Source organism: Hydrogenophaga luteola (genome assembly GCF_042648585.1).
Taxonomy (GTDB): Bacteria; Pseudomonadota; Gammaproteobacteria; order Burkholderiales; family Burkholderiaceae_C; genus Hydrogenophaga; species Hydrogenophaga luteola.
In genome coordinates this window covers 266,627-291,234 of record NZ_JBHRXX010000005.1, presented here as the reverse complement: position 1 = coordinate 291,234, position 24,608 = coordinate 266,627, and the positions used below count along the sequence as shown (strand labels likewise).

The window sequence follows — 24,608 nt, the reverse complement described above, 5'->3', positions numbered from 1 at the left end:
GAACTCTGGAGCCCTTCTCATGAACCGTCGCTATCTGGTCTCCCTGGTCTTATGCAGCGCCTTGCTGGCCGCCTGTTCCGACAAGCCTGCGGATGCCACCGCTACCGGCTTCTCGGGCATCGACATCACGGGTGCGGACTACGCCACTGGCTTCTCGCTGACCGACCACAACGGCCAGGCGCGCACGCTGGCGGACTTCAAGGGCAAGGTGGTGGTGATCTTCTTTGGCTACACCCAGTGCCCGGACGTGTGCCCGACCTCCATGAGCGAAATGGCACAGGCCAAGCAGCTGCTGGGGGCGGACGGGGACAAACTGCAGGGTCTGTTCGTCAGCGTCGACCCGGAACGGGACACGCCGACGGTGATGAAGGAGTACATGGCCAGCTTCGACCCTACGTTCCTCGCGCTCTACGCGCAGGCGGACAAGCTGCCCGAGGTCGCCAAGAGCTTCCGCATCTATTACAAGAAGGTCGACGGCAAGACGCCCACCAGCTACACCATGGACCACTCGGCGGGCAGCTATGTCTACGACACCCAGGGTCGCCTGCGGCTGTACCACCGCTATGGCAGCGGCGCGCCGGCGCTTGCCGGCGACCTGAAGAAGCTGCTGGCTGAGGCCGGGGTCTGATCAGTCGACCTGGGCGCCGCTGAGCCTGACCATGCGCTCGTACTTGCTGCGCTCTTTCTGCAGGAAGGCTTCGAACGCCTGAGGCGTGCTGGGCGCCGGTTCGGCCAGCAGGCGCGCGAACTGGCCTTTGACTTCGGGTGTGCCGAGCGCGGCGGTGAACGCGCTGTTGAGCTTGCGCACGGTCTCGGCCGGCGTGCCCGCCGGCGTGATCAGGCCCCACCAGGTGTCTACTTCAAAGCCGGGCAGGGTCTCGGCCATCGGCGGCACCTCCGGCAGCATGGCGCTGCGCTGTGCCGTGGTCACCGCCAGCGCTCGCAGCTTGCCGGCGCGGATGTTGGCGGCGGCGGTGGCGAGGTTGTCGATGTTGAAATCCACCTGTCCCGACAGCAGTGCCAGCTGCGCCGGGTTGCCCCCGTTGTAGGGAATATGGACCACGAAGATGCCGGCCTGGTTCTTCAGCAGCTCGCCCGCCAGGTGACCGGCGCTGCCGTTGCCACCGGACCCGTAGTTGAGCTTGCCGGGGTTGGCCTTGGCGTAGCGGATGAGGTCGGACAGGGTGCGGATGTTCAGCCGCTGCGCCGTGTCAGCATTCATCACCAGCACATTGGGCACGCGCAGCATCTGCGTGACCGGGGCGAAGTCCTTGGCTGGGTCGTAGGGCAGCTTGCTGAACAGCCAGGGGTTGATGCCGTGCGAGGCGGTGGTGGCGATGCCCAGGGTGTGGCCGTCCGGCGCGGCCCGGGCCACGGCGCTGACGCCGATGTTGCCGCCGGCACCGGGCCGGTTCTCCACGATCACCGTGCCCAGCGAATCCTTGACTGCCTCCGCCAGGATTCGCGCGGTCACGTCGATCGGGCCGCCGGCGCCGAACGGCACGATGATGCGGGTGGGCTTGTCGGCCTGCGCCATCGACAGCGCAGGGAACGCGAGGGCCGCGGTGGCGGCGAGTGCCATGACGTGGCGGCGGGTGCTCACAGCTTGTCCTTGGCGCTGGTGAACGAGTCGGCATAGAACGCTTCTTCGGGCAGGCCGGCGGCCAGGTAGTCGCGCTTGGCCGACTCCACCACGATCGGCGCGCCGCAGGCGTACACCTCGTGGCCCGAGAGGTCGGGCGTGTCCTCCAGCACCGCGCGGTGCACGAAGCCGGTGCGCCCGGTCCAGTCGTCCTCGGGCAGCGCATCGGAGATCACCGGCACGTAGTGCAGGTTCGGCATGGAGGCCAGCTGCTCCTCGATCCAGGCCGACTGGTAGAGGTCGGCCGGACGACGGCCACCCCAGTAGAGCGTGGCCGGCCGTGTGATGCCCTTGTGGCGCATGTGTTCGATGATGGCCTTGATGGGCGCGAAGCCAGTGCCCGAGGCCAGCAGCACCATAGGTTTGTCGCTGTCCTCACGCAGATAGAAGCCGCCGTAGGGCCCTTCGACGCGCAGGATGTCCTTTTCCTTCATGGTACCGAACACATGGTCGGTGAACTTGCCGCCGGGCATGTGGCGAATGTGCAGCTCCACCTGCGGACCGGCGGCCTGGGTGTGCGGCGCATTGGCCATCGAGTAGCTGCGGCGATCGCCGTCGCGCAGCAGGAACTCGACGTACTGGCCCGCGTGGTACTGAAAGGTGTCGGCCGCCGGCAGCTGCAGCTTCATCACGATCACGTCGTGCGAGGCACGCTCCAGGCTGATGACGCGCACCGGCATCTTCTTGATCGGGAACGCACCGGCCTCGGTGACCTGGCGCGACTCGAGCACCACGTCGCTTTGCGCCACGCCGCAGCAGGTGAGGATGTAGCCCGAAGCTTCTTCTTCCGCGCTCAGGGCCTTGGCCTGGTGCGCGCCGTGGGTCACGCTGCCGCTGACGAGCTTGCACTTGCAGGAGCCGCAGGCGCCGTCCTTGCAGCCATAGGGCAGGCCGATGCCCTGGCGGATGCCGGCCGCAAGAATGGCTTCGCCGGACTCGGCGCTGAACTGTCGGCCGCTGGGCTGGACGGTGATGCTGAAGGTCATGGTGAACAGGCTACAGTGGTTGGGATGAACGGGCGCTGAACCGCGGGCGCCCCCGCAGGCAACCCGGCATTTTCCCAAATTCGAATCCATGACATTTCTTGGTGCCCTTCCAGCCCGCTTCCGCCGCGAACGGGTGCTCATCATCGGCTGCGGCGACGTGGGCCAGCGCGCTGCGCGCGAGCTCGGTGGCGGGCGGCGCGTCCGTCTGCTGGCGCTGACCTCGAACCCCGACAATGCCGCCGCCTTGCGAGGCCAGGGCATCACGCCGCTGATCGGCAACCTGGACAGGCCGGCCGACCTGCAGCGGCTGGCCGGCTTGGCCACCCGCGTGCTCCACCTGGCGCCACCGCCGTCCGAAGGACAGGCCGACGCGAGAACCCGGTCCCTGGTGCGGACACTGGCGCGGCGGTCTCCGCCGAGCGCCGTGGTCTATGGCTCTACGACCGGGGTGTATGGCAACTGCGAGGGGCGCTGGGTGGACGAGTCGGCGCCCATCCAGCCGCTGACCCCGCGCGCCTGGCGCCGGGTCGACGCGGAGGCCTCGGTGCACTGGCTGGCGCGCGCCCTGGGCGTGCGCACCAGCGTCCTGCGCATTCCGGGCATCTACGCGCCCGACCGGGCGGGCGGCACGCCGCAGGAGCGCCTGCGCCGCGGCACACCGGTGCTGCGGCCCGAGGACGACGTCTACACCAACCACATCCACGCCGACGACCTGGCGCGCGCCTGCGTGCTGGCGCTCTGGCGCGGCAAACCCCGGCGCACCATCAACGTGGTGGACGATACCGAGTTGAAGATGGGCGACTACTTCGACTTCGCGGCCGACCTATACGGCCTGCCCCGGCCGCCGCGCGTCGCGCGCGATACCGCGGGCGACCAGTTGCCGATGGTGCTGCTGAGTTTCATGAGCGAGTCGCGCCGCCTGCACAACCGGCGCATGAAGACCGAGCTGGGTCTGCGGCTGCGCTACCCCACGGTGGCGCAGGGCCTGCGCATCAGAGCCCTGCCGGGGTGATCAGCGCGGGCCCATGGTCCAGAGCAGCCACAGGGTGTAGACGACGTAGACCGTCAGCAGGCCGCCGGCTTCCCACCGGTTGATGCGGCCGGGTCGTCGCCAGCCACGGCCCATTTGCCACAGCAGCACCGTGAGCCCGGCCATCACCGGCAGGTCGCGCGTGAGCGCGGCCGATTCCACGTCCATGGGCGCGATGGTGCCGGCCAGACCCACCACCGCCAGCGTGTTGAACAGGCCCGAGCCCAGGACGTTGCCCAGGGCGATGTCGTCTTCTCCCTTGCGCGCGGCGGCCACGCAGGACGCCAGTTCGGGCAGCGAGGTGCCGATGGCCACCACGGTCAGGCCGATCACCAGGTCGCTGATGCCCAGGTCCTGGGCGATCTCCACCGCCCCCCAGACCAGCAGGCGCGAACTGCCCACCAGCACCACCAGGCCCAGCACCAGCCACAGCAGGGCGCGCGGCAGGGGCTGGGCACCCGCCTTCAGTTCGGTGGCGGTTTCCTGGCCCAGTGCGTCATCGCCGTGGTTCAGGGCTTCGCGGATGGACCATGCCATCAGCAACGTGAATGCCGCCAGGAGCACCAGCGCATCGACGCGCGAGAGGGTCAGGTCCCAGACCAGCAGGGCCGAGAGCGCGGTCACCGCCATCAGCAGGGGAAGTTCCTTGCGCACCACCACCGACCTCACCTGGATCGGCGCGATCAGTGCGGTCACGCCCAGGATCAGCCCCATGTTGACGATGTTCGATCCCCAGGCGTTGCCCAGTGCCAGCGCCGGGTTGCCCTGCGTGGCTGCAATGGCCGACACCACCAGTTCCGGTGCCGAGGTGCCGAAACCCACGATGACCATGCCCACCAGCAGGGGGGGCACCGCGAAGTGCTGCGCGGTGGCGGAAGCGCCCTCGACGAAGCGGTCGGCGCTCCAGATCAGCAAGAGCAGGCCGGCGATCACGGCGGCAACGGGCAGCAGCATGGGCATGGTGTGGGGTGTTGGACAATGCCCATTGTCTCAGCGCCTTCCGCACCCACCGACCCGATGTCGCACGACCTGAACCCACGGCCTTCTCACCAGCGCGACTTCTGGGGTTCGCCCTGGCGCGCCCGTCTGGGGCTGACCGCGCTGGCGGTGGCGTTCATGCTGCTGATGCTCTGGCTGTGGCGCCCCTGGCTGCTGCTGCCCGGCACCCAGCCGCTGGTGATGACGGGGGGCGACCCGTATCTGCGGGCGCTGATGCGCACAATCTCTGCCAGCGAGTCCAATGTCATGCGTCCCTACAACGTGCTGTACGGCGGCGACTACGTGGGCTCCCTGGAGCGGCATCCCAACCGCTGCGAGTCGATCGGCCAGGGGCCGAATCGGGGCAACTGCTCCACCGCGGCGGGCCGCTACCAGCTGCTCTACAGCACCTGGCTGGAGCTGGCCGCGCGTTACCACCCGGAGCGCACCGACGATGCGCTGGATGCCACCGGTCTGAGCTTTGCACCCGTGTACCAGGACGTGGTCGTGCACGCCTGGCTGCAAGAAGGGCGCTGGGGCAATGTCTCGGCCCAGCTGCGCCAGGGGCGTATCCAGCCGGTGCTGCGCCGCCTTTCGGGCACCTGGACCAGCCTGGGCTACGGCATAGAGAACAACAGCATGTCCCGCGAACTGCCGCGGGTGTACCGGCAGATGCTGGAGGACGAGCTGGCCAACGCCGAGGAGCCGGCAGAAAGCACCAAAACAAAAAGCCGCCCGGCAAGTGCGGGGCGGCCCTGAAACAGTCGGCCGCCCAGCACGTGCTGCGCGGCCCTGAAAGCTGGTGCCCGGGGTCGGACTCGAACCGACACACCATCTCTGGCGGGGGATTTTGAATCCCCTGCGTCTACCGATTTCGCCACCCGGGCGGGTGCCATGGAAAGCCTGAAATTATGGCACAGTGGGGTGCATGAACTACCCGACCATTGAAGACGCCATCGGCCGCACGCCGCTGGTCGCGCTGCAGCGCATCGGCTCGGAGGTGCTCCGGGCACGGGGCAACGTGATCCTGGGCAAGCTCGAAGGCAACAACCCGGCCGGCTCGGTGAAGGACCGGCCTGCGCTGTCGATGATCAAGCGCGCCGAGGAACGAGGCGACATCCGGCCCGGCGACACGCTGATCGAGGCCACCTCGGGCAACACCGGCATCGCGCTGGCCATGGCGGCGGCCATCAAGGGCTACCGCATGGTGCTGATCATGCCGGAGGACCTGTCCATTGAACGCGCCCAGACCATGAAGGCGTTCGGGGCCGAACTCATCCTCACGCCCAAGAGCGGGGGCATGGAATACGCGCGCGACCTTGCCGACAAGATGGAGAAGGAGGGCAAGGGCCGTGTGCTCGACCAGTTCGCCAACGCCGACAACCCGCGCATCCACTACGAGACCACGGGCCCCGAGCTGTGGGAGCAGACCGGCGGGCGCATCACCCACTTCGTCAGCGCCATGGGCACCACCGGCACCATCACCGGTGTCTCGCGCTTCATGAAGGAAAAAAATCCGGCCATCCGCATCATCGGCGCCCAGCCCAGCGAGGGCTCGCGCATTCCCGGCATTCGCAAGTGGCCGCAGGAGTACCTTCCCAAGATCTACGACCCGTCGGGCGTGGACGAGCTGGTCCTGGTGGGGCAGTCGGACGCCGAGGAGATGTGCCGCCGCCTGGCGCGTGAAGAGGGCATCTTTGCGGGCATCTCGGCTGCCGGTGCCTGCTGGGTGGCGCAGCAGATCGCAGCCCAGGTGGAGAACGCCACCATCGCTTTCATCGTCTGCGACCGTGGCGACCGCTACCTCTCGACCGGCGTGTTCCCGGCCTGAGGCCCTGTCCGACATGACCGCCGACTACCGGTTCTGTCCCTGCTGTGCCGCGCCGCTGGCACTGACTGCGGCGCAGGAAGACGGCGGGCTGAAGGAGCGCCTGCGCTGTACGGCCTGCGACTTCACCCACTGGAACAACCCGACGCCTGTGCTGGCTGCCATCGTGCAGGTGGGCGACAAGGTGCTGCTGGCCCGCAACGCCGCCTGGCAGCACCGCATGTTCGCGCTGATCACCGGCTTCATGGAGGCGGGCGAAACGCCGGAAGAGGGCATCCGGCGCGAGATAGCCGAAGAAACGGGGCTGACCGTGACAGCCTTGAAGCTGATCGGCGTGCACGATTTCCAGCGCATGAATCAAGTGATCATCACTTACCACGCGCTCGCTGAAGGGCAGATCGTGCTGTCCCCGGAGCTGGCCGAGTACAAGCTGCTCGCGCCTGAACAGGTCCGTTGCTGGCCGGCTGGCACGGGCTTCGCCCTGGCCGACTGGCTGCGCTCGATCGGCATCGAACCCCAGTTCATGGAGGTTCCGGCAGCGTGACTTATTTTCGTACAAATTGATACATTTTTTGATCTCTGTCACCCTTCCTGTTTAAAATTCGCTCTCCGAGGATCCCTTCATGAACGCCACCAAAGAACTCGACGCCCGCGGCCTGAACTGCCCGCTGCCCATCCTGAAGGCCAAGAAGGCCCTGGCGGACATGACCAGTGGCCAGACACTCAAGGTGATCGCCACCGACGCCGGATCGGTCCGCGACTTCCAGGCCTTTGCAAAGCAGACGGGCAACGAGCTCGTGGAACAGCAGACGGAAGGCTCCGACTTCATCACGGTGCTCAAACGCCGCTGATCTGGGCCCACCATGGTTGCGGCATGCCGCAATCGCCGGCCCGACGACCATGGAAATCCTGCTCCTCGACCCCCTTGTTCCTGAAGCCCTGTCCTGGCTGCAGGAGCGCCACGCCGTGACGCTGGCCCCGGAGCTGGCAGACGACCCCACGGCGCTGCGCAAGCAGGTCTACAAGACCAAGGCACTGGTGTTGCCTTCTCATGTGGTCGTCTCACGGGAGTTTCTCGATTTCGCACCCCTCATGAAGGTGGTGGCGCGCATGCAGATCTCCAGCGAAAACACCGACCTGGAGGCCTGCGCGCAGCGCAACATCCGGGTGATCCAGGCGCGCAGCGCCACGGTGCGCTCGAACGCGGAGTACCTGCTCTATGGCCTGCTCATGCTCTACCGGCGTGGCATGGTCAGTGCCCTCCTGGGGCGCAAGCTGGCGCAGGTGCGCATGGGCCGGGAGCTCTATGGCAGCACCGTGGGTCTGCTGGGCCTGGCCCCTGTGGCCCACACCCTGGCACCCATGCTCAAGGGACTGGGCGTGCGCCTGCTCGGCTACGACCCGGCGGTGCACCAGGCCGCACCGATCTGGAACAAGCTGGGCATCGAATACATCCCGGTCAACGAGCTGCTGGCGCGCAGCGACGCCGTGTCGCTGCAGATGGTCTACGCCTCCCGGTTCAAGGGCTGGATCAACGAACGCCTGCTCAACCACTGCAAGCCTGGTCAGCTGTGGGTGGGGCTGAGCCGCAGTTCGCTGTTCGAACCCGAGGCGCTGGCGCTGGCGCTGACGGACGGCCGGATCGACGCCTGCCTGCTGGACGGGGCGCACCCCCAGTTCGCCGGGCCCGGCACCCCGCTGCACAACATCCCCAACCTGCACCTCACGCCCCGGCTGGGGTCGCACACCCGCGAAGCCAAGCTGCGCGCCAGCTGGTACGTGGCCCACCGCATCCACGAAACCCTGTCGCCAGCGGTGGGGCGGGGCCAGGCCCAGGTCAGCGACTTCTCCGTGCTTGACAGCCTCGACAGCTCGCAGGACCCGGAGTGGCCGCCGGTCGACTCGGGCTCCCAGTGGGCCGAGATCTCCCGGGGCGAGGAGAGACCGGGCTGAAACCCGGTCGCCGGAGCGTCAGAGCCGCGCCAGCTGCTCGCGCACCTTGGTCAGCGTGGCGCCGAAGTCGGCCACGCGCTTCTTCTCCTGCTCGATCACGGCCGGCGGCGCCTTGGCCACGAAGGCTTCGTTGGACAGCTTGGCGTTCGCCTTGGCGATTTCACCCTCCAGTCGTGCGGCCTCCTTGGTCAGGCGGGCCTTTTCGGCGGCCACGTCGATTTCCATGAACAGGCACAGGCGGGCTTCACCGACCACGGCCACCGGCGCGGCCTGGGCGGCGGCGGCCCAGCTGGCCTCGTCATCGAACACCTTGACCTCGGCCAGTTTGGCCAGACCCTGCAGAACCGCCGCGTTGGCGCGCATGAAGTCCGCATCGCCGACCACGAACATCGGCAGGCGGGTGGCCGGCGAGACGTTGAGCTCGCCGCGCAGCGTGCGGCAGGCGTCGACCACGCTCTTGAGCTTGGCGACCTGGGCTTCGGCGGCTTCGTCGATGCGCTCGGGCTGGCTGACCGGGTAGGCGGCCACGCTCACCGATTCACCAGCACGGCCCGCCACAGGCGCGACCTTCTGCCACAACTCTTCGGTGATGAAGGGAATCACCGGGTGGGCCAGGCGCAGGATGGTTTCCAGTGTGCGGATCAGCGTACGGCGGGTGGCGCGCTGCTGCGCCTCGTTGCCGGTGTTGATCTGCACCTTGGCGATTTCCAGGTACCAGTCGCAGAACTCGTTCCAGACGAAGTCGTAGATGGCGTTGGCGACGTTGTCCAGCCGGTATTCGGCAAAGCCCTGGGCCACTTCGGCTTCGACGCGCTGCAGGCGCGAGACGATCCAGCGGTCGGCTTGCGAGAAGCTCATGTAGCCGTGCGCCTTGCCGCCGACTTCGCAGTCGGCCTTGGTGTGTTCCATCAGGCCGCAGTCCTGGCCTTCGCAGTTCATCAGCGTGAAGCGGGTGGCGTTCCAAAGCTTGTTGCAGAAGTTGCGGTAGCCCTCGCAGCGCTTGGAGTCGAAGTTGATGCTGCGGCCCAGAGAGGCCAGCGCGGCAAAGGTGAAGCGCAGGGCGTCGGCGCCATAGGCCGGAATGCCGTCCGGGAACTCCTTTTCGGTCTGCTTGCGCACCTTGGGTGCGGTCTCAGGCTTGCGCAGGCCGGTGGTGCGCTTCTCCAGCAGGGGCGTGAGCGAGATGCCGTCGATCAGGTCCACCGGGTCGAGCACGTTGCCTTCCGACTTGCTCATCTTCTGGCCCTGGGCGTCGCGCACCAGACCGTGGATGTAGACGTCCTTGAAGGGCACGCGGCCGGTGAAGTGCGTGGTCATCATGATCATCCGGGCGACCCAGAAGAAGATGATGTCGTAACCGGTTACCAGCACGCTGCTGGGCAAATACAGGCTGTAGTCGTCGGTGGCAGCGTCGGTCTGGTTCGGCCAGCCCATGGTGCTGAACGGCACAAGGGCCGAGGAGTACCAGGTGTCCAGCACATCGGGGTCGCGCGTGAGCGTCTTGCCGGCGCCGGCCAGGGCCTGTGCCTCGGCTTCGTTGCGCGCCACATAGACCTGACCCTGCTCGTCGTACCAGGCGGGGATCTGATGGCCCCACCAGAGCTGGCGCGAGATGCACCAGTCCTGGATGTTGTTCATCCACTGGTTGTAGGTGTTGACCCAGTTCTCGGGCACGAACCTGACCTGACCGCTGGCCACAGCGTCGATGGCCTTCTGGGCGATGCTCTTGCCGGTCGTGTCCTGGTCGCTGACCTTGCTCATGGCCACGAACCACTGGTCGGTCAGCATGGGCTCGACCACCTGGCCGGTGCGCGCGCAGCGCGGCACCATCAGCTTGTGCTTCTTCACCTCGACCAGAAGCCCTTCGGCCTCCAGTTGCGCGACGATCTGCTTGCGCGCGACGAATCGGTCCAGGCCCACGTAGGTCGCAGGAATGTCCGCCGCTTCGTCGGCCGACACCTTGGCTTCCAGGCTGAAGATGGTGAGCATCGGCAGGCCGTGGCGCTGGCCGACCTGGTAGTCGTTCGGATCGTGGGCCGGGGTGACCTTGACCACGCCGGTGCCGAAGGCCTTGTCCACGTAGGCGTCGGCGATCACCGGCACCAGGCGGCCGGTGATGGGCAGCTTGACCTGCTTGCCGATCAGGTGGGTGTAGCGCTCGTCTTCCGGGTGCACCATCACAGCGGTGTCGCCCAGCATGGTTTCGGGCCGGGTGGTGGCCACCACCAGCGATTCGTCGGAGCCGTCAATGGGGTAGCGGATGTGCCAGAGCGAACCGTCTTCCTCTTCGCTCTCCACCTCCAGGTCGGACACGGCCGACATCAGCACGGGGTCCCAGTTCACCAGCCGCTTGCCGCGGTAGATCAGGCCCTGCTCGTACAGCTTCACGAAGGTGTCAGTCACCACGGTCGAGAGCTTCTCGTCCATGGTGAAGTACTCGCGGCTCCAGTCCACGGAATCGCCCATGCGGCGCATCTGCGTGGTGATGGTGTTGCCCGACTGCTCCTTCCACTCCCAGACCTTGGCGACGAAGTTCTTGCGGCCCATGTCGTGGCGGCTGATGCCCTTTTCCTGCAACTGGCGCTCCACCACGATCTGCGTGGCGATGCCGGCGTGGTCGGTGCCGGGAATCCAGGCGGTGTTGAAGCCGCTCATTCGGTGGTAGCGCGTGAGCGAGTCCATGATGGTCTGGTTGAACGCGTGACCCATGTGCAGCGTGCCGGTCACGTTGGGCGGCGGCAGCTGAATGGCGAAGTTCCTGCCCGCTGCGGCGGCCTCGGCGCTGGGAGCCGAGGTGCCGCGGAAGCCGGCGACGCCGTAGCCACGCTTTTCCCACTCGGGGCCCCAGTGGGCTTCGAGCGCGGCCGGCTCGAAAGACTTGGACAGGCTGTTCAGACCGGGTTGCTGCAGGGTGTCGGGAGCGTCGGACATGGGGTGGGGCGCAGAAAGTGCAACGGCGCCCCGCAGGGCGCCGTCGGGTGGGTGTTCGGGAAGCCCCCGATTTTATTCGAGGGTGTCCTGCGCGGCGGCGACGCAGTCGGCCAGCACCTGCGCGCTGCCGATCTGGTTGGCCAGCAGCAGGACCAGGCGGGCGTTGAGCAGTTCCGACTGCTCGCGCGAGAGGCCCTGGTGGGCGTCGAGCAGGCGCTCGTAGAAGCCGTCGGCGTCCTGGAAGTTCGGGGCGGTGTTCATGTGGTTCTCCAAGGGGTGTCAGCGCAGGCCGAGCGAACGTTCAAGGGCGGCGACCAGGCGGCCGTCGATGTGGTCGCCGGTGGCAGCGAGGTAGCCGTCGGGCCGCACCAGGGCCCAGCCCGGCCCCGCCAACTGGCAGGCCGACCTCAGGTGACCCTCGGGGTCGTGCAGGTGTTCGGTCGCCTGGGCGCGATCGCGGCCGGCCGGCACCTGCACGGCGCGCAGCGGGGCACCGGCGGTCAGTGTTTTCAGGCGCTGCAGGTCGGCGCGGCCCAGCGGGCCGAAGGCCAGCAGCAGCAGATCGCCGCCGGCCCAGTTCAGCAGGTCGTTGACGCAGCCTGCCGAGCCGTTGGCCCAGCGCAGCGCCACGTTCTGCACCGACTGTCCGGCCGCCGAGCCCTCGGCGTAGCTGCAGGCGCGCGAGCGGCTGTAGGGGTTGGCGACCGCCATGCGGCCGGTGTTCATGAGCGTGCGCGCGAACGGGTGTTTTTTCGCCAGGCCGATGGCGGCGTGGCGGAACAGCCGCTCCACGCCGTCGGCCGGACGAAGGAAGCGCGCGGTGCGGTTGGTCACCAGCACGTTCTGCTGCGCCGCCTCCAGGCGTTCGTCGCCGTAGCTCTCCAGCAGCGCGGGGTGGGCGCGGCCGCGCCACACCGCGGCGAGCTTCCAGGCCAGGTTGTCGGCATCGGCCACGCCGGTGTTGCCGCCGCGCGCGCCAAAGGGGCTGACGACCTTGGCCGAGTCGCCCATGAAAAACACGCGGCCTTCGCGCATGCGGTGCACGCACTCGCTGCGGTAGGCGTACGGGCCGACCCAGACGATCTCCACTTCGGTGTCGGGCCCGAACTGGCGCGCCAGGCGCTCGCGCACCACGTCTTCGCGGCTCACGTAAGCCGGGTCGCTGTCGGGTGCCATCTGGTAGTCGATGCGCCACACGTCGTCGGCCATCAGGTGCTGCCAGACCGCGCGGTTCTCATTGAACGGTGCCTCGACCCAGGTGTGGCGTTCAATGGGCGGGCGCTTCGTGAAGCGCACGTCGGCGATGCACCAGCGGTCATCGCCGCGCTTGCTGGTGAACGGCACCTGCAGCCACTGGCGCAGCGGACTGTGCGAACCGGTGGCGTCGATGACGTGATCGGCTTCGATGGTGTACGGGCCGGCGGGCGTTTCGACGGTTAGGGTGGCGAAGTCGGCGTTCTGTTCGAAGTCGGTCAGGCGGTTCTGCCAGCGCAACTCGACATGGCCAAGTTCGGCGATGCGCTCGACCAGGAAGCCCTCGATGTAGAACTGCTGGATGTTGATGAAGGGCGGCTGTTGAGAGAGGTTGTAGCCGCCCTGCTGGCGCAGGTCGAAGCTGTAGACCTCGTCCTCGCCGGCGAAGGTGCGGCCGACGCTCCACTGGATGCCCTTGGCGGCGATGCGGTCATAGATGCCGAGGCGCTGGAAGATTTCGAGCGATTTCTGGGTGTAGCAGATGCCGCGGGAGGAGGCGCCCTTGACACCGACGGTGTTGTCTTCGTCGAGCAGGATGGCGGGGGTGCCGAGCTTGGCGAGCGAGCAGGCGAGGGTGAGGCCGGTGATGCCACCGCCGACGATGACGATGGGGTGGCGTCTGGGTGTGGTTTCGCCGAGTTCGGGTGGGGGGACGAACGGGTATTCTGGCAGCTGGTAGCCGCTGCCCTGGGTGAATTCGTAGTTGTTGGTGTGGGCGGTTTGTTTGTAGCTGTTGTCGTTCATCGGCTGTCTCCGTGTGCTCTGACGGTTGTTCTCATCTACCTCGCGGGCTCGGAAGCGACGGGTGCACTGTTCCGCTCATGTCCCCCGGCCCGGCGCAGCCGCTGGCGGGGGACATGAGCGGAGCCGGTCACCCCAACCGTCACCACACGGACCCACGCAAAAAGCAATCAAGAGGCGGGAGGCACAAACTCCGGCCGGTCATTCGTCTGCGGCTTCAACGGCGCCGCAGCCTGACCCGAAGCCCGCTCCTTGCGCCACTGCTCCTTGCGCACATTCCACTCCGCCAGCCGCGCATGCGCCGTCTTGCTCTCCTGCAGCATCTCGAACTCGTCCGCCAGCTGCGCCGTCAGCTCCAGCCGGATGCCGTTCGGATCGAAGAAATAGATGCTCTTGAAAATATGGTGATCGGTGACACCCAGCACCTCGATCCCGTGCGCCTGCAAGCGGGCCTTGGTGTTCTCCAGCTCCTGCACCGTGTTCACCCGGAAGCTGATGTGGTTCACCCACTTCGGCGTGTTCGGCGAAGGTTCGGCCGCCACGTCGTCGCCCAAGTCGAAGAAGGCGATGAACGAGCCGTCCTGCAGACGGAAGAAGAAGTGCGTGTACGGGCAGTACTCGCCCGTGCTGGGCACGTAGTCGCTCTGGATGATGTGGTACAGCGGCAGGCCCAGGATGTCCTCATAGAAGTGGCGCGTCTCTTCGGCGTCGCGCGCCCGGTAGGCGTAGTGGTGCAGCTGCTGGACTGCGGCGGGCGGGGGCAGATTGGCGTTCATGCGGTCTCCTGATGTGTGATGTTGTTTCGCAATGTTGAATGCATTTAACAAAACGAAATCTTATCGGGCATTCGACACCGGGTCAGTGTGAGGGTTTTCCTGAGGGGTGTCGATCCAGTTGAGAGTGGTTATCAACGGCTCCCTCTGAATAGCTTTGAACAATTCGTCACATAGCCTGCGGCAATTTGACGGACGGAGGGGGGCGGCGTACGGTCTGCCTGTCACAGACCTCCCCGCCAGCTGGCGGGCAGGCTGGGCGCTTCCTCAACCCACGAGACAAGGAGATACCCATGGCCGCATTGAAAGGCTCGAAAACCGAGCAGTGCCTGAAGGACGCCTTCGCCGGCGAATCCCAGGCCAACCGCCGCTACCTGTACTTCGCAAACAAGGCCGACGTGGAAGGCCAGAACGATGTGGCGGCCCTGTTCCGCTCCACCGCCGAAGGCGAGACCGGCCACGCCCACGGCCACCTGGAGTTCCTGGAGCAGTCGGGTGACCCGGCCACCGGCCTGCCGATCGGCAGCACCCGCCAGAACCTGGCCTCCGCCGTCGCGGGCGAAACCCACGAGTACACCGACATGTACCCGGGCATGGCCAAGACCGCGCGCGAAGAAGGCTTCGACGAGATCGCCGACTGGTTCGAAACCCTGGCCAAGGCCGAGCGCTCGCACGCGAATCGCTACCAAAAGGCCCTGAACGAGCTGGTGGACTGATCCCACTCTCTGCGCGCCGCACCCGCGGCGCGTTTTTGAAAGCGCTTTTTGCGAGCGCTTTCAAAAACCCACGAGCCAACCCGCACAGACGAGGACAAGAGACATGGCCACCGAAGGCAACCTGCAGGCGCCGACGCGCCATCCGCTGGACTGGAAGAACCCCGACTTCTATGACGAAGAGAAGTGCTTCCACGAGCTGGAGCGCATCTTCGACATCTGCCACGGCTGCCGCCGCTGCGTGAGCCTGTGTGGCTCGTTCCCGACCCTGTTCGACCTGGTGGACGAAGGCCCGAGCGGCGAGGTCGACGGCGTGCAGAAGGCCGACTACTGGAAGGTGGTGGACCAGTGCTACATGTGCGACCTCTGCTACATGACCAAGTGCCCCTACACGCCACCGCACGAGTGGAACCTGGACTTCCCGCACACCATGCTGCGCGCCAAGGCGATCAAGTTCAAGAAGGGTGAGGTCAAGACCAGCGAGAAGCTGCTGGCCTCCACCGACGTGCACGGCCAGTTCGCCGGCATTCCCATCGTGGTCCAGACGGTCAACGCGGTGAACCGGACGAAGTTCGCCCGCGGCGTGATGGAAAACGTGATGGGCGTGGACAAGAACGCCTGGCTGCCCGATCTGGCGACCCAACGCTTCCGCTGGGCCGCGCCCGACGCCAAGGCCGCCAAGGTTGTCGACGGCGAGAAGACGCCGGGCAAGGTGGCCATCTTCTCCACCTGCTACATCAACTACAACGAACCCGGCATCGGCCTGGACCTGCTCAAGATCCTCGACCACAACGACATCCCCTACACGATCGTCGAGAAGGAAAAATGCTGCGGCATGCCCAAGCTGGAGCTGGGCGACCTGGACTCGGTGCAGGCCAGCAAGGAGGCCAACGTCCCGGTGCTGGCGAAGTACGCGCGCGACGGGTTTGCCATCCTCGCCGCCGTGCCCAGCTGCGCGCTGATGTTCAAGCAGGAGATCCCGCTCATGTTCCCCGACGACGCCGACACGCAGCTCGTCAAGGAACACATGTGGGACCCGTTCGAGTACCTGATGGCGCGCAAGCGCGACGGCCTGCTCAAGACCGAATTCCCCCAGAAACTGGGCAACATCAGCTACCAGATCCCCTGCCACGGCCGGGTGCAGAACATCGGCAAGAAGACCGAAGAGATGCTCAAGATGGTCCCGGAGACCACGGTGAACACCATCGAGCGCTGCTCGGGCCACGCCGGCACCTTCGGTGTCAAGAAGGGCACGCACCAGCAGGCCATGAAGATCGGCAAACCGGTGTTCAAGGCCATGGCGACCATGAAGGACGGCGCCAAGCCCGACTACATCAGCTCCGACTGCCCGCTGGGCGGCCACCACATCGCACAGGGTTTTGAAGTGAACGGCCACGGGGCGCCCGAGCTGCAGCATCCGCTCAGCCTGGTCGCCAAAGCCTACGGACTCAAGTAAGCGAGAACACCATGCAACTCACCGGACACATCACCCCCGACAGCCTCATGAGCCTGGAGGCCTACAGCAAGTGGCGCAAGGTTCACAAGGGCGAGGTGATCGCGCACCGCAAGCTGCGCAGCGTGCAGCTGGGCGAGCACCTGAACCTGCAGTTCGAGAGCGAGACCACCATCCGCTACCAGATCCAGGAGATGCTGCGCATCGAGAAGATCTTCGAGGAAGAGGGCATCCAGCAGGAGATCGAGGCCTACGCGCCGCTGGTGCCCGAAGGCAGCAACTGGAAGGCGACGATGATGATCGAGTACATCGACGTCAACGAGCGCAAGCGCGAACTCGCGCGCCTGATCGGCGTGGAAGACCGCATGTTCGTCGAGGTCGAAGGCTACGAACGTGTCTACGCCATCGCCGACGAAGACCTGGACCGCGAGAACGAACAGAAGACCAGCGCGGTGCACTTCGTGCGTTTCGAGTTCACACCCGCCATGCGCGCGGCCATCAAGGCCGGCGCTGCCGTCAAGCTCGGCTGCGACCACACGCACTACCCCGCGCACCTGCAGATTCCGGCCGAGACGCTGGCGAGTCTGGCGGGGGATCTGAAGTAAGTCTCAGGCGCGGGGCCAGCGCGACCAGTCCGGATCGCGGGGTGCCTGCAGTGCCAGCGTGGCGCCGCTGACCGGGTGATGCAGCGCCAAGTGGCTCGCATGCAGCCACAGCCGCTGCACCCCGAGAAACGCCGCCACCGCCCGGTTCAACGGCCCCTTGCCGTGCGTCGCGTCGCCGATGATCGGGTGGGCGATGTGCTTCATGTGGCGCCGCAGCTGGTGGCGGCGGCCGGTCAGGGGTTGCAGCTCGACCAGGGCGCAGCGTGTGGCCGGGAAACTGCCCTGCGGCATCGGCAACTCGTAGCGCTCCTGCGTCACAAACCGGGTCTGCGCGTCCTGCACCTCTTCGCGTTCGACGCGCATGTCGTCGGGCATGCGCTTGAGCGGATAGTCGATCAGGCCGGCGTCGGCGGGCCAGCCGCGCACGATGGCGTGGTAGGTCTTGCGCATGCCATCACCCGATTCGAAGGCACGGCCGAGCAGGCTGGCGGTTGCCGCGTCCAATGCGAACAGCAGCACGCCGCTGGTGCCCTTGTCGAGCCGGTGCACCGGCCAGACCGGCTGGCCGATCTGGTCGCGCAGCAGTTGTACTGCAAAGCGCGTCTCGCCGGCGTCCAGCCCGGTGCGGTGCACCAGCAGGCCGGGCGGTTTGTCGATGGCGATCAGGTGGTCGTCCCGGTGCAGGATGCGCAGCATGGGGCGATTGTCCGGTGACTGATGTGTCCGGATGCCACGGGTACACTCGGTTTTTCCTGTTTTTTCCCCTGGAACCGCCATGTTTCGACGCGTCCCGACCCTTGCCGCGCTGGCCTTTTCGCTGTTGCTGGCCGCCTGTGGCAAGCAGGGGGTGGAGCTGGGCGAAGGAGGCTCCGTCGTCAAGGGTTCGGCAGGCCCGGACGGCGCGCACAACGCCGCCACGGAACTGAGGACCTGCACGGCGCCGGTTGCGGTGGTGGCGCTGATGGAGAACCCCAACGGGTATGTCGGCATCGGCCGCGGCGGCCTGCCCGATTCGCCCCTGCCGCTGGTGCGCGTCATGATGCAGCAGAGCGGGTGCTTCCGCATCGTCGACCGCCACTCGGGCCTGAACGCCACGGTCAAGGAGCAGGACCTCAAGGAGTCCGGCGTGCTGCGCCAGGACGACACCACGGTCAAGAAGGGCCGCGGCATCGTTGCGCAGTACACCCTGGTGCCCAGCCTGACGTTTTCCGAGCAGGACGCGGGCCGCCAGATCGGCGGCATCCTGGCGCAGATTCCGGGGCTGAACGTGATCGCCGGTGCGGCCGAGAACGTCAAGCTCAAGGAAGCTCAAGTTGTGCTGCTGCTGACCGACAACGAAACCACGGAGCAACTTTCTGCTGCCACCGGCGCCGCACGCAGCACCGATCTGGGCATTGGTGGCCTGGCCATCGGCAAGGCCGGCGGCGCGGGCGGTCTGGGCTGGAGCAACACCAACGAGGCCAAGGTGATCGCAGCGGCCTTCCTGGACGCGCACAACCACCTGGTCGATGAGGTGCAGCGTCTGGTCGAGAAGCCGCTGCCCGAACCCGTGCCCACCAAGAAGAAGGCTGGCTGAGCCACCATGCTGTTTGTCATTTCCCCCGCCAAGGCGCTCGACTACGAGACGCCGGCCCACGTCAAGACCTTCACGCAACCGCTGTTCGTGGAGCAGGCAAGCGAGCTGATCGACGTGCTGCGCGAGAAGTCGCCGCAGCAGGTGGCCGAGCTGATGGACCTGTCGGACCAGCTCGCAGGCCTGAACGCCGCGCGCTACCAGGCCTGGTCGCCCAAGTTCACCGCCAAGAACTCCAAGCAGGCCGTGCTGGCCTTCGATGGCGACGTGTACGGCGGGCTGGATGCGAAGACGCTGAACGAGGACGAGCTGGACTGGCTGCAGCAGCACCTGTGCATCCTCAGTGGCCTGTACGGCGTGCTGCGCCCGCTGGACCGCATGCAGCCCTATCGGCTGGAGATGGGTACGCGGCTCAAGACCGACAAGGGCAGCAACCTCTACCGCTTCTGGGGCAGCCAGATTGCCGACTACCTCAATAGCCGCGCCCGCGCCGACAAGAGCCCGGTGCTGGTCAACCTCGCGAGCGAGGAGTACTTCAAGGCGGTGGACCTCAAGGCACTGCAGCCGCGCGTGGTGAATTGCGTGTTCGAAGAGAAGAAGGGCGCGAACTACAAGATCGTGAGCTTCTTTGCCAAGCGCGCGCGCGGCCTGATGGTGCGCTACGCGCTGCAGCACCGGGCGTCCACACCCGAGCAGCTCAAGGGCTTCGATCTGGAGGGCTACCGTTTTGCGCCCGCCGCCAGCGAGCCCGACCGTTTCGTGTTCCGGCGCGACCAGGGCGCCTGACCGCCGAGAGAGGAGACGACCATGACCCAGACCGTCACCCCCGAACTGCGCCAGTGGATCATCGAGCAGTCCACGGCGGGTTGCATGCCCGAGGCGGTGCTCGACGCCATGGTCAAGGCCGGCTGGCAGGCGGATGTGGCCGAGGCTGCGCTGGAGCAGACCCTGCGTGACCACCTGCAGAAGCTCGGTGCCGGCCGCGCCGCCGCGCCCGCCCCGGGCCAGGCCCCAGCCCAGCAACCGGCCCAGGCCACGGCCCGCGAGATGGCCACGGTGCGCGTGCCCGACATCGCGCTCAGCGGGTCGCCGCGCCGGCTGGACGCGGGCGACCGCATGGTCGACGTGATCATCTCGGTGACGCAGCCGCGGGTGGTGGTGCTCGGCGGCCTGCTCAGCCACGAGGAATGCGACGGCCTGATCGAGGCCTCCCGGCCGCGCCTGGCGCGTTCGCTCACCGTGCAGACCGCCACCGGCGGCGAGGAGCTCAACCCCGACCGCACCAGCAACGGCATGTTCTTCAACCGCGGCGAAAGCGAGCTGGTCAAGCGCATCGAGGCGCGCATCGCACGCCTGGTGAACTGGCCGGTGGAGAACGGCGAAGGCATCCAGGTGCTCAACTACAAGGTGGGTGCGGAATACAAGCCGCACTACGACTACTTCGACCCCAACGAACCGGGTACGCCGACCATCCTCAAGCGCGGCGGCCAGCGCGTCGGCACGGTGGTCATGTACCTCAACGAACCGCCGCGCGGCGGCGGCACCACCTTCCCGGACATCGGTCTGGAGGTGGCGCCGGTGCGCGGCAATGCGGTGTTTTTTTCCTACAACCGGCCGCACCCCGGCACCATGACCCTGCACGGCGGCGCGCCGGTGCTCGAAGGTGAAAAATGGGTGGCGACCAAATGGATGCGCGAACGGGTATTCGAATGACGCCAGACCAATCTCCCCTGGGCAAGACCACCGACTACGTCGACCAGTACGACCCGTCCCTGCTGTTCCCGCTGCCGCGCGAGCCCAAGCGTGTCGAAATCGGCATCACCGGCAGCGTGCCCTTCCTGGGCGCCGACCTCTGGACCGCCTTCGAGCTGAGCTGGCTGAACATGAAGGGCAAGCCGCAGGTGGCCATCGCCCACATCACGATTCCCTGCGAGAGCACGCACATTGTCGAGAGCAAGTCGCTCAAGCTCTACCTCAACAGCTTCAACAACACGCGCGTGGACAGTGCGGACGCGGTGCGCGACCGCATCCGCGACGACATCAGCCGAGCCATTTGGGGCGGGGAGGCGGTGAAGTCGGTGGCCGGCGTGCGGCTGCTGCTGCCGCCGCTGTTCGAGTGCGAGCCGGTGAAGGAGCTCGAAGGCGTCTCGATCGACCGCCTGGATGTCGAGTGCGACACCTACCAGCCTGCGCCGCAGCTCCTGAGCGCGGCGCTGGACGAGAAGCCGGTGGACGAGGTGCTGGTCAGCGACCTGCTGCGCAGCAACTGCCCGGTGACCGGCCAGCCCGACTGGGGCAGCGTGCAGATCCGCTACAGCGGTCCACAGATCGACCAGGCCGGGCTGCTGCAGTACATCGTGAGCCTGCGCAACCACAACGAATTCCACGAACAGTGCGTCGAGCGCATCTACATGGACATCATGGCGCGCTGCAAGCCGGCCAAGCTGATGGTCTATGCGCGCTACACGCGCCGCGGCGGGCTGGACATCAACCCCTGGCGCAGCAGCCACCCGCAGCTGCCGCCGGCCAACACGCGTACTGCGCGGCAGTGATCAGAGCATCTTCTGGATCAGCGCGCCCTTGAACAGCACCGGTCCGGTCGGTCCGGTCTCGCTGGGCACGCCGCCCTTGGGCTCCAGGCTGATCGCCAGCGCGGGCACCTCGCGCACATCGCCTTCGCCCGCCGCAAGTTGCAGCAGCTTCTCCTGGCTCAGCACGCCCAGCGAACGCGGCTTGCTGCCCGGCGGCAGGGCCCAGAGCTGCAGCGACTTGTCGGCCGCTTCCTGGTAGCCGCCCACGCGCTGCAGCGTCAGCTTGCGGTTCTTCGGGTCGAAGGTCACCAACATCGAGGCGCTGGCCTGCTCGTCGTTGAGCACAGCCACGTATTCGATCTGCGGCTGGTTGCCCAGCTTCGCCTGCAGTTCGTCGATCTGTGCCCCGAGCCGGTCGCGCAGGCCCACGGTGGTGACCACGGCCAGCACGGTGGCCAGCGCGCCGGCACCGGCCGCGCCGCGCCAGAGCGCCAGGCTGCGCCACCAGCCGGTGGGGGGCGGCGGCGCTGGTGCCGCGCGGGCCGCGGCCATGGCGGCCTGCTCGCGCTCGGCCTCGATCAGGTTGTGGATGCGCGTCCAGACCACGGGCGAGGGCGTCACCGCGGGCTCCAGCTCGGTCATGCTGGCGACGCGGCTCTGCCAGACCAGGGCCGCCGCGCGCACCGGCGCACGCTCGCGCGCCAGGGTTTCGAAGCGGCGGCGCGCGCCGCCGCGCAGGGTGCCGATGGCGTAGGCCGCGGCCAGTCGGTCCAGCAGCTCGGGGTGTCGGTGGATGTCCATGGCGTTCCTCAGGCAAACCTTGCCATGCACACACGCAGCTGGTCCAGCCCGCGGCGGATCCAGGTCTTGACGGTGCCCAGCGGCAGCCTGAGCTGTTCGGCCAGCTCGCCATGGCTGAGGTCGCGCAGGTAGGCCAGGCTCACCACCTCGCGCTGCTTGTTCTCCAGCCGCGTCAGGCACTGGTGCAATGCCCAGGCCTGCTGGCTGGCCAGGCTGGTGTGCATCGGGTCGGGCGTGTCGCCTTCGAGCCGGTCGGCCATGCCGTCGTCGTCGATGTCGTCGCTCAGGTGCTCGCGCTCGGCCTTGCGCCGGCGCAGCAGGTCCAGCGCGCGGCTGCGCACGATCAGGCCCATCCAGGCCATGGGCGGGCTGAGTGAGGCGCGGTAGTCGGGGGCGGTGCGCCAGACCTGCAGAAAGGTTTCCTGCAGCGCGTCCTCGGCCCACTCGTGGCGCTCCAGCACCCGCAGCGCCAGGCCGTAGAGCTTGCCGCTGGTGAGGTCGTAGAGCGACTTGAGCGCGGCCTCGTCGCGCTGCGCCACGCGGTCGAGCAGCGCCATCAGGGTCTGGTCGGTGTCCATGCGGTGGGCGGGTCTCAGTAGGTGCTGCCGGAGTCGAACTGCACCCGGCGCGCCTTGCGCGGCTGAACCAGGGTCGGCACGTTCACCGTGGTGACCGGCTGCACCTGCAGCGCAACGCTGGCCTGGTCGACCAGCTGGTCCGGGTGCCAGACCCGCAGCTGCATCGCGCCCTCGGGCACCTGGGGCAGGGTGGCGGTGCCATCGGCGGATGTCTTGGCGGCCCAGGGCGTGGACGCCACGTAGACAAAGCCGCGCATGGAGCCGTGCAGGTGACAGCCGAGCTGGATCGGCCCGGCCTTCTCCATCGCGACTTCGCTGCTGGGAGGCGTCTGCCCCTGCACACGTCCCGCCAGCCGGAATTCAAAGGCGGTGGTGCCCGCGGCCAGCAGACTGGGCGTGCCGCCCTTGACGTGGTGGTCCCAGCGGTCGAGGTTGGAGAAGCGGATCTTCGAGCCGACCGGCACCACGCTCAGCATGGGGTCGAACTGCATCTTTTCCTGCGTCACCGTCTGGCTGACCGGCTGCGCCGCCGGCACCGGCTGGCCGGCGGCCGGCTCCAGCACCACCACTGCGTCGGGCAGCGGCTTGCCGTCTCGGGCGAGCACGGTGACCTGCACGGTGGCGGCCTGTGCCGCAGAAAGGCCGGCCAGCAGGCAGGCGGCCAGAAGGGGGGCGTGGCGCATGGGGTCTCCTTGTTATCGGACGTTGATCACGTCGCGGTGCATCGGGGCCAGCAGCGCGAGCAGCTGATTCTGCCGGGCAAACGGAATCCCGCGGGCGTCCATGCTCATTTGCAGCACCTCAACCAGCGCGTTGAAGTCGGCGCGGGTCACGTCCATGTTGCTGTGGGCTTCTTTCATGTTGGGGCCGTTGTAGACGCAGGGGCCGCCCGAGAGCTGACAGATCTGGTCGGTCAGCTGCTTGGCGAGGTTGGCGCCGTTGGCTTCCTTGAAGGCCTCGGCCAGGCGCGCGTCGGCCTTGAGGCGGTTGACGAAGTCGTTCATCAGGGTGCGCAGGCCGGTCTGGCCGCCCAAGGCGTCGTACAGGCCGGGGGCCGGGGCCACCGGGTAGGCCGATGCGGCCGAGGGCGCCAGGGGTTTGTCCATGGACTGGGCGCTGGCCGGGGCGCCGATCAGGGTCAGCAGCGACAGGGCGGAGAGGGTGATGAGCTGTTTCATGGTGGTGGTGTGTGTGGAGGGGGAGTTCAGAACGCGAACTGGGCGGAGAGGTAGGTGCCGGTCTGCTTCTTGCCTTTCGTGGTGGCCGGCACGACGGTGCCCAGGTCCACATAGGCCAGGGTGAGCGAGACGTTCTTGCTCGGTGCCCAGGCGATGAAGATGTCCTTCCAGTCGCCGGCGCGCAGGCCGTCGCCCAGGCCGGCGGCGGCGCCGGCCTTGTTCAGCTTGTCGGGCATGGCCCGGTACTCGAAGCCGACCGCCAGGTTCTTGCGCAGCAGGTAGGCGACCGAGAGTTCGGGCATCAGCTCATAGCCGTTGTCGGCACCGCCGAGCGTGGCGCCGTGACCGAGCAGGCCGCCCTGGTTGGCCTTGGTGGCGCGCAGCGTGCCGTTGACGAGCAGGCCCTGGGCCAGGAACAGCTTGGTGGCGCTCACATAGAGATCCGTGCCCGAGCGCTTGGCGCCCAGGGCCGACAGCGTGGCGTCCAGCCCGGTCGAGCCCAGGCGCTTGGCCATCACGCCGACCGCGATTTGCGGCATCAGGGAGTCGCTGTCGAGGATGGCATCGCCCGCCACGCGGAACTTGGCGCCGACGATGTCCTGTTTCAGTTTCAGGCCGGGCAGGCCCAGCAGGGTGCCGGTGATGCCGGTGTCGAAGTCCTGCCGGGCCACGGACAGTTCGACCCGGTCGTTGATGCCGACCGCGGCGCCGAAGGCGTTGAGCTTGTAGTCCTGCGTGCGCGCATGGCTGAGATGGGTCGAAAAGCCGGTCTGGCCTTCGCTCGCCTGGCTGCCGATCACGGCCCAGGGCGAGAGGCCGCCGCCGGCCGCGCCGTCGATGGTGCTCACGCCGCCGGTCAGCAGCAGCTTGCCAGTGTCGGCTTGGGCGGGTGCGTGGGCCAACAGGGCAGCGGTGGCGCCCAGGGCGAGCAGGTGGCGGGCGGGGTGCCGGCGCAGTGGGGAGTGGAAGGTGTGGGGCATGGTGGGGTGTGTGGGTTGGGGAAGGGTGCCGGTTGCTGAGCAGACCCGACCCACTCTTTACGCGGCCGGCGGGCCAACGG

General features: G+C 67.3%; 27 protein-coding genes and 1 tRNA gene. 14 read left to right on the top strand and 14 right to left on the bottom strand.

Features of this window, described 5'->3' with window-relative positions; all coding sequences use genetic code 11:
- Positions 1-19: 19 nt before the first annotated feature.
- A complete protein-coding gene (locus ACFOPI_RS11480; RefSeq protein ID WP_382173940.1) occupies positions 20-628 on the top strand; it encodes an SCO family protein in 609 nt (202 codons plus the stop codon).
- Here the strand turns inward: ACFOPI_RS11480 and ACFOPI_RS11475 are convergent, their stop codons facing one another.
- Positions 629-1,582 carry a Bug family tripartite tricarboxylate transporter substrate binding protein gene (locus ACFOPI_RS11475; RefSeq protein WP_382174929.1) on the bottom strand — a complete coding sequence of 318 codons (954 nt, stop codon included), beginning with the start codon at positions 1,580-1,582 and terminating at the stop codon, positions 629-631.
- 17 nt (positions 1,583-1,599) lie between these two features.
- A complete protein-coding gene (locus ACFOPI_RS11470) occupies positions 1,600-2,628 on the bottom strand; it encodes a CDP-6-deoxy-delta-3,4-glucoseen reductase (RefSeq protein WP_382173938.1) in 1,029 nt (342 codons plus the stop codon).
- A gap of 88 nt (positions 2,629-2,716) precedes the next feature.
- Here ACFOPI_RS11470 and ACFOPI_RS11465 point away from each other — a divergent pair, with 88 nt between their 5' ends.
- Entirely contained in the window at positions 2,717-3,640 is a 924-nt protein-coding gene (locus tag ACFOPI_RS11465; protein ID WP_382173936.1) for an SDR family oxidoreductase, read from the top strand.
- Here the strand turns inward: ACFOPI_RS11465 and ACFOPI_RS11460 are convergent, their stop codons facing one another.
- A complete protein-coding gene (locus ACFOPI_RS11460) occupies positions 3,641-4,612 on the bottom strand; it encodes a calcium/sodium antiporter (RefSeq protein WP_382173934.1) in 972 nt (323 codons plus the stop codon).
- A gap of 24 nt (positions 4,613-4,636) precedes the next feature.
- Between ACFOPI_RS11460 and ACFOPI_RS11455 the strand changes: the two genes are divergently transcribed.
- Entirely contained in the window at positions 4,637-5,395 is a 759-nt protein-coding gene (locus ACFOPI_RS11455) for a glycoside hydrolase family 24 protein (RefSeq protein ID WP_382173932.1), read from the top strand.
- 41 nt (positions 5,396-5,436) lie between these two features.
- On the opposite strand, the gene ACFOPI_RS11450 is transcribed toward ACFOPI_RS11455, so the two are convergent.
- Positions 5,437-5,523, bottom strand: a tRNA-Leu gene (locus tag ACFOPI_RS11450).
- A 41-nt stretch (positions 5,524-5,564) separates the two neighbouring features.
- Between ACFOPI_RS11450 and cysM the strand changes: the two genes are divergently transcribed.
- The 4 genes from cysM (at position 5,565) to ACFOPI_RS11430 (ending at position 8,417) form a co-directional block, all read left to right on the top strand.
- On the top strand, positions 5,565-6,467 hold the full coding sequence (gene cysM, locus ACFOPI_RS11445; RefSeq protein WP_382173930.1) for a cysteine synthase CysM: 903 nt from the start codon (positions 5,565-5,567) through the stop codon (positions 6,465-6,467).
- 13 nt (positions 6,468-6,480) lie between these two features.
- Positions 6,481-7,008, top strand: a complete 528-nt coding sequence (locus ACFOPI_RS11440; protein ID WP_382173928.1) for an NUDIX domain-containing protein — start codon at positions 6,481-6,483, stop codon at positions 7,006-7,008.
- Positions 7,009-7,087: 79 nt separating this feature from the next.
- Positions 7,088-7,315 (top strand): sulfurtransferase TusA family protein, encoded by a 228-nt coding sequence (locus tag ACFOPI_RS11435; RefSeq protein ID WP_066255748.1) that lies wholly within the window; start codon positions 7,088-7,090, stop codon positions 7,313-7,315.
- 49 nt (positions 7,316-7,364) lie between these two features.
- Positions 7,365-8,417: an NAD(P)-dependent oxidoreductase gene (locus ACFOPI_RS11430; RefSeq protein ID WP_382173926.1), complete on the top strand. Its 1,053-nt coding sequence runs from the start codon at positions 7,365-7,367 to the stop codon at positions 8,415-8,417.
- 18 nt (positions 8,418-8,435) lie between these two features.
- On the opposite strand, the gene ACFOPI_RS11425 is transcribed toward ACFOPI_RS11430, so the two are convergent.
- The 4 genes from ACFOPI_RS11425 to ACFOPI_RS11410 all read right to left on the bottom strand — a co-directional run bounded on the left by ACFOPI_RS11425 (position 8,436) and on the right by ACFOPI_RS11410 (position 14,119).
- Positions 8,436-11,348: a valine--tRNA ligase gene (locus ACFOPI_RS11425; protein WP_382173924.1), complete on the bottom strand. Its 2,913-nt coding sequence runs from the start codon at positions 11,346-11,348 to the stop codon at positions 8,436-8,438.
- 72 nt (positions 11,349-11,420) lie between these two features.
- Positions 11,421-11,609, bottom strand: a complete 189-nt coding sequence (locus ACFOPI_RS11420) for a DUF2783 domain-containing protein (protein WP_382173922.1) — start codon at positions 11,607-11,609, stop codon at positions 11,421-11,423.
- Positions 11,610-11,627: 18 nt separating this feature from the next.
- A complete protein-coding gene (locus ACFOPI_RS11415; protein WP_382173920.1) occupies positions 11,628-13,346 on the bottom strand; it encodes an FAD-dependent oxidoreductase in 1,719 nt (572 codons plus the stop codon).
- Positions 13,347-13,513: 167 nt separating this feature from the next.
- Positions 13,514-14,119, bottom strand: coding sequence for a VOC family protein (locus tag ACFOPI_RS11410; protein WP_382173918.1), 606 nt, complete (start codon positions 14,117-14,119; stop codon positions 13,514-13,516).
- A 290-nt stretch (positions 14,120-14,409) separates the two neighbouring features.
- Between ACFOPI_RS11410 and ACFOPI_RS11405 the strand changes: the two genes are divergently transcribed.
- The 3 genes from ACFOPI_RS11405 to ACFOPI_RS11395 all read left to right on the top strand — a co-directional run bounded on the left by ACFOPI_RS11405 (position 14,410) and on the right by ACFOPI_RS11395 (position 16,887).
- Positions 14,410-14,832 (top strand): rubrerythrin family protein, encoded by a 423-nt coding sequence (locus ACFOPI_RS11405; RefSeq protein WP_066158576.1) that lies wholly within the window; start codon positions 14,410-14,412, stop codon positions 14,830-14,832.
- A gap of 103 nt (positions 14,833-14,935) precedes the next feature.
- Positions 14,936-16,285 carry a (Fe-S)-binding protein gene (locus ACFOPI_RS11400; RefSeq protein WP_382173915.1) on the top strand — a complete coding sequence of 450 codons (1,350 nt, stop codon included), beginning with the start codon at positions 14,936-14,938 and terminating at the stop codon, positions 16,283-16,285.
- Positions 16,286-16,296: 11 nt separating this feature from the next.
- Complete coding sequence (locus tag ACFOPI_RS11395; protein ID WP_382173913.1) at positions 16,297-16,887, top strand: DUF3501 family protein; 591 nt, start codon at positions 16,297-16,299, stop codon at positions 16,885-16,887.
- 3 nt (positions 16,888-16,890) lie between these two features.
- On the opposite strand, the gene ACFOPI_RS11390 is transcribed toward ACFOPI_RS11395, so the two are convergent.
- Entirely contained in the window at positions 16,891-17,583 is a 693-nt protein-coding gene (locus ACFOPI_RS11390) for a pseudouridine synthase (protein ID WP_382173912.1), read from the bottom strand.
- 79 nt (positions 17,584-17,662) lie between these two features.
- Between ACFOPI_RS11390 and ACFOPI_RS11385 the strand changes: the two genes are divergently transcribed.
- Genes ACFOPI_RS11385 through queF form a run of 4 tightly spaced genes read left to right on the top strand, consistent with a single transcriptional unit; the run spans position 17,663 to position 21,012 of the window.
- Positions 17,663-18,463 (top strand): CsgG/HfaB family protein, encoded by an 801-nt coding sequence (locus ACFOPI_RS11385; protein ID WP_382173910.1) that lies wholly within the window; start codon positions 17,663-17,665, stop codon positions 18,461-18,463.
- Between the two features lie 6 nt (positions 18,464-18,469).
- Positions 18,470-19,246, top strand: a complete 777-nt coding sequence (gene yaaA, locus ACFOPI_RS11380) for a peroxide stress protein YaaA (protein ID WP_382173908.1) — start codon at positions 18,470-18,472, stop codon at positions 19,244-19,246.
- 21 nt (positions 19,247-19,267) lie between these two features.
- Positions 19,268-20,173, top strand: a complete 906-nt coding sequence (locus tag ACFOPI_RS11375; protein ID WP_382173907.1) for a 2OG-Fe(II) oxygenase — start codon at positions 19,268-19,270, stop codon at positions 20,171-20,173.
- The gene (queF, locus tag ACFOPI_RS11370; RefSeq protein ID WP_382173905.1) at positions 20,170-21,012 is read left to right on the top strand and encodes an NADPH-dependent 7-cyano-7-deazaguanine reductase QueF; all 843 of its coding nucleotides are present in this window, start codon (positions 20,170-20,172) and stop codon (positions 21,010-21,012) included. Before ACFOPI_RS11375 ends, queF begins: the two co-directional genes overlap by 4 nt.
- Here the strand turns inward: queF and ACFOPI_RS11365 are convergent, their stop codons facing one another.
- The 5 genes from ACFOPI_RS11365 to ACFOPI_RS11345 are packed head-to-tail and all read right to left on the bottom strand — an operon-like array spanning position 21,013 to position 24,528.
- Positions 21,013-21,792 carry an anti-sigma factor gene (locus ACFOPI_RS11365; RefSeq protein ID WP_382173903.1) on the bottom strand — a complete coding sequence of 260 codons (780 nt, stop codon included), beginning with the start codon at positions 21,790-21,792 and terminating at the stop codon, positions 21,013-21,015.
- Between the two features lie 8 nt (positions 21,793-21,800).
- On the bottom strand, positions 21,801-22,370 hold the full coding sequence (locus ACFOPI_RS11360) for a sigma-70 family RNA polymerase sigma factor (protein ID WP_382173902.1): 570 nt from the start codon (positions 22,368-22,370) through the stop codon (positions 21,801-21,803).
- A gap of 14 nt (positions 22,371-22,384) precedes the next feature.
- Positions 22,385-23,053 (bottom strand): plastocyanin, encoded by a 669-nt coding sequence (locus ACFOPI_RS11355; protein ID WP_382173900.1) that lies wholly within the window; start codon positions 23,051-23,053, stop codon positions 22,385-22,387.
- 12 nt (positions 23,054-23,065) lie between these two features.
- A complete protein-coding gene (locus ACFOPI_RS11350) occupies positions 23,066-23,548 on the bottom strand; it encodes a group I truncated hemoglobin (protein ID WP_382173899.1) in 483 nt (160 codons plus the stop codon).
- A gap of 26 nt (positions 23,549-23,574) precedes the next feature.
- The gene (locus ACFOPI_RS11345; RefSeq protein WP_382173897.1) at positions 23,575-24,528 is read right to left on the bottom strand and encodes a DUF3034 family protein; all 954 of its coding nucleotides are present in this window, start codon (positions 24,526-24,528) and stop codon (positions 23,575-23,577) included.
- Positions 24,529-24,608: the final 80 nt, after the last annotated feature.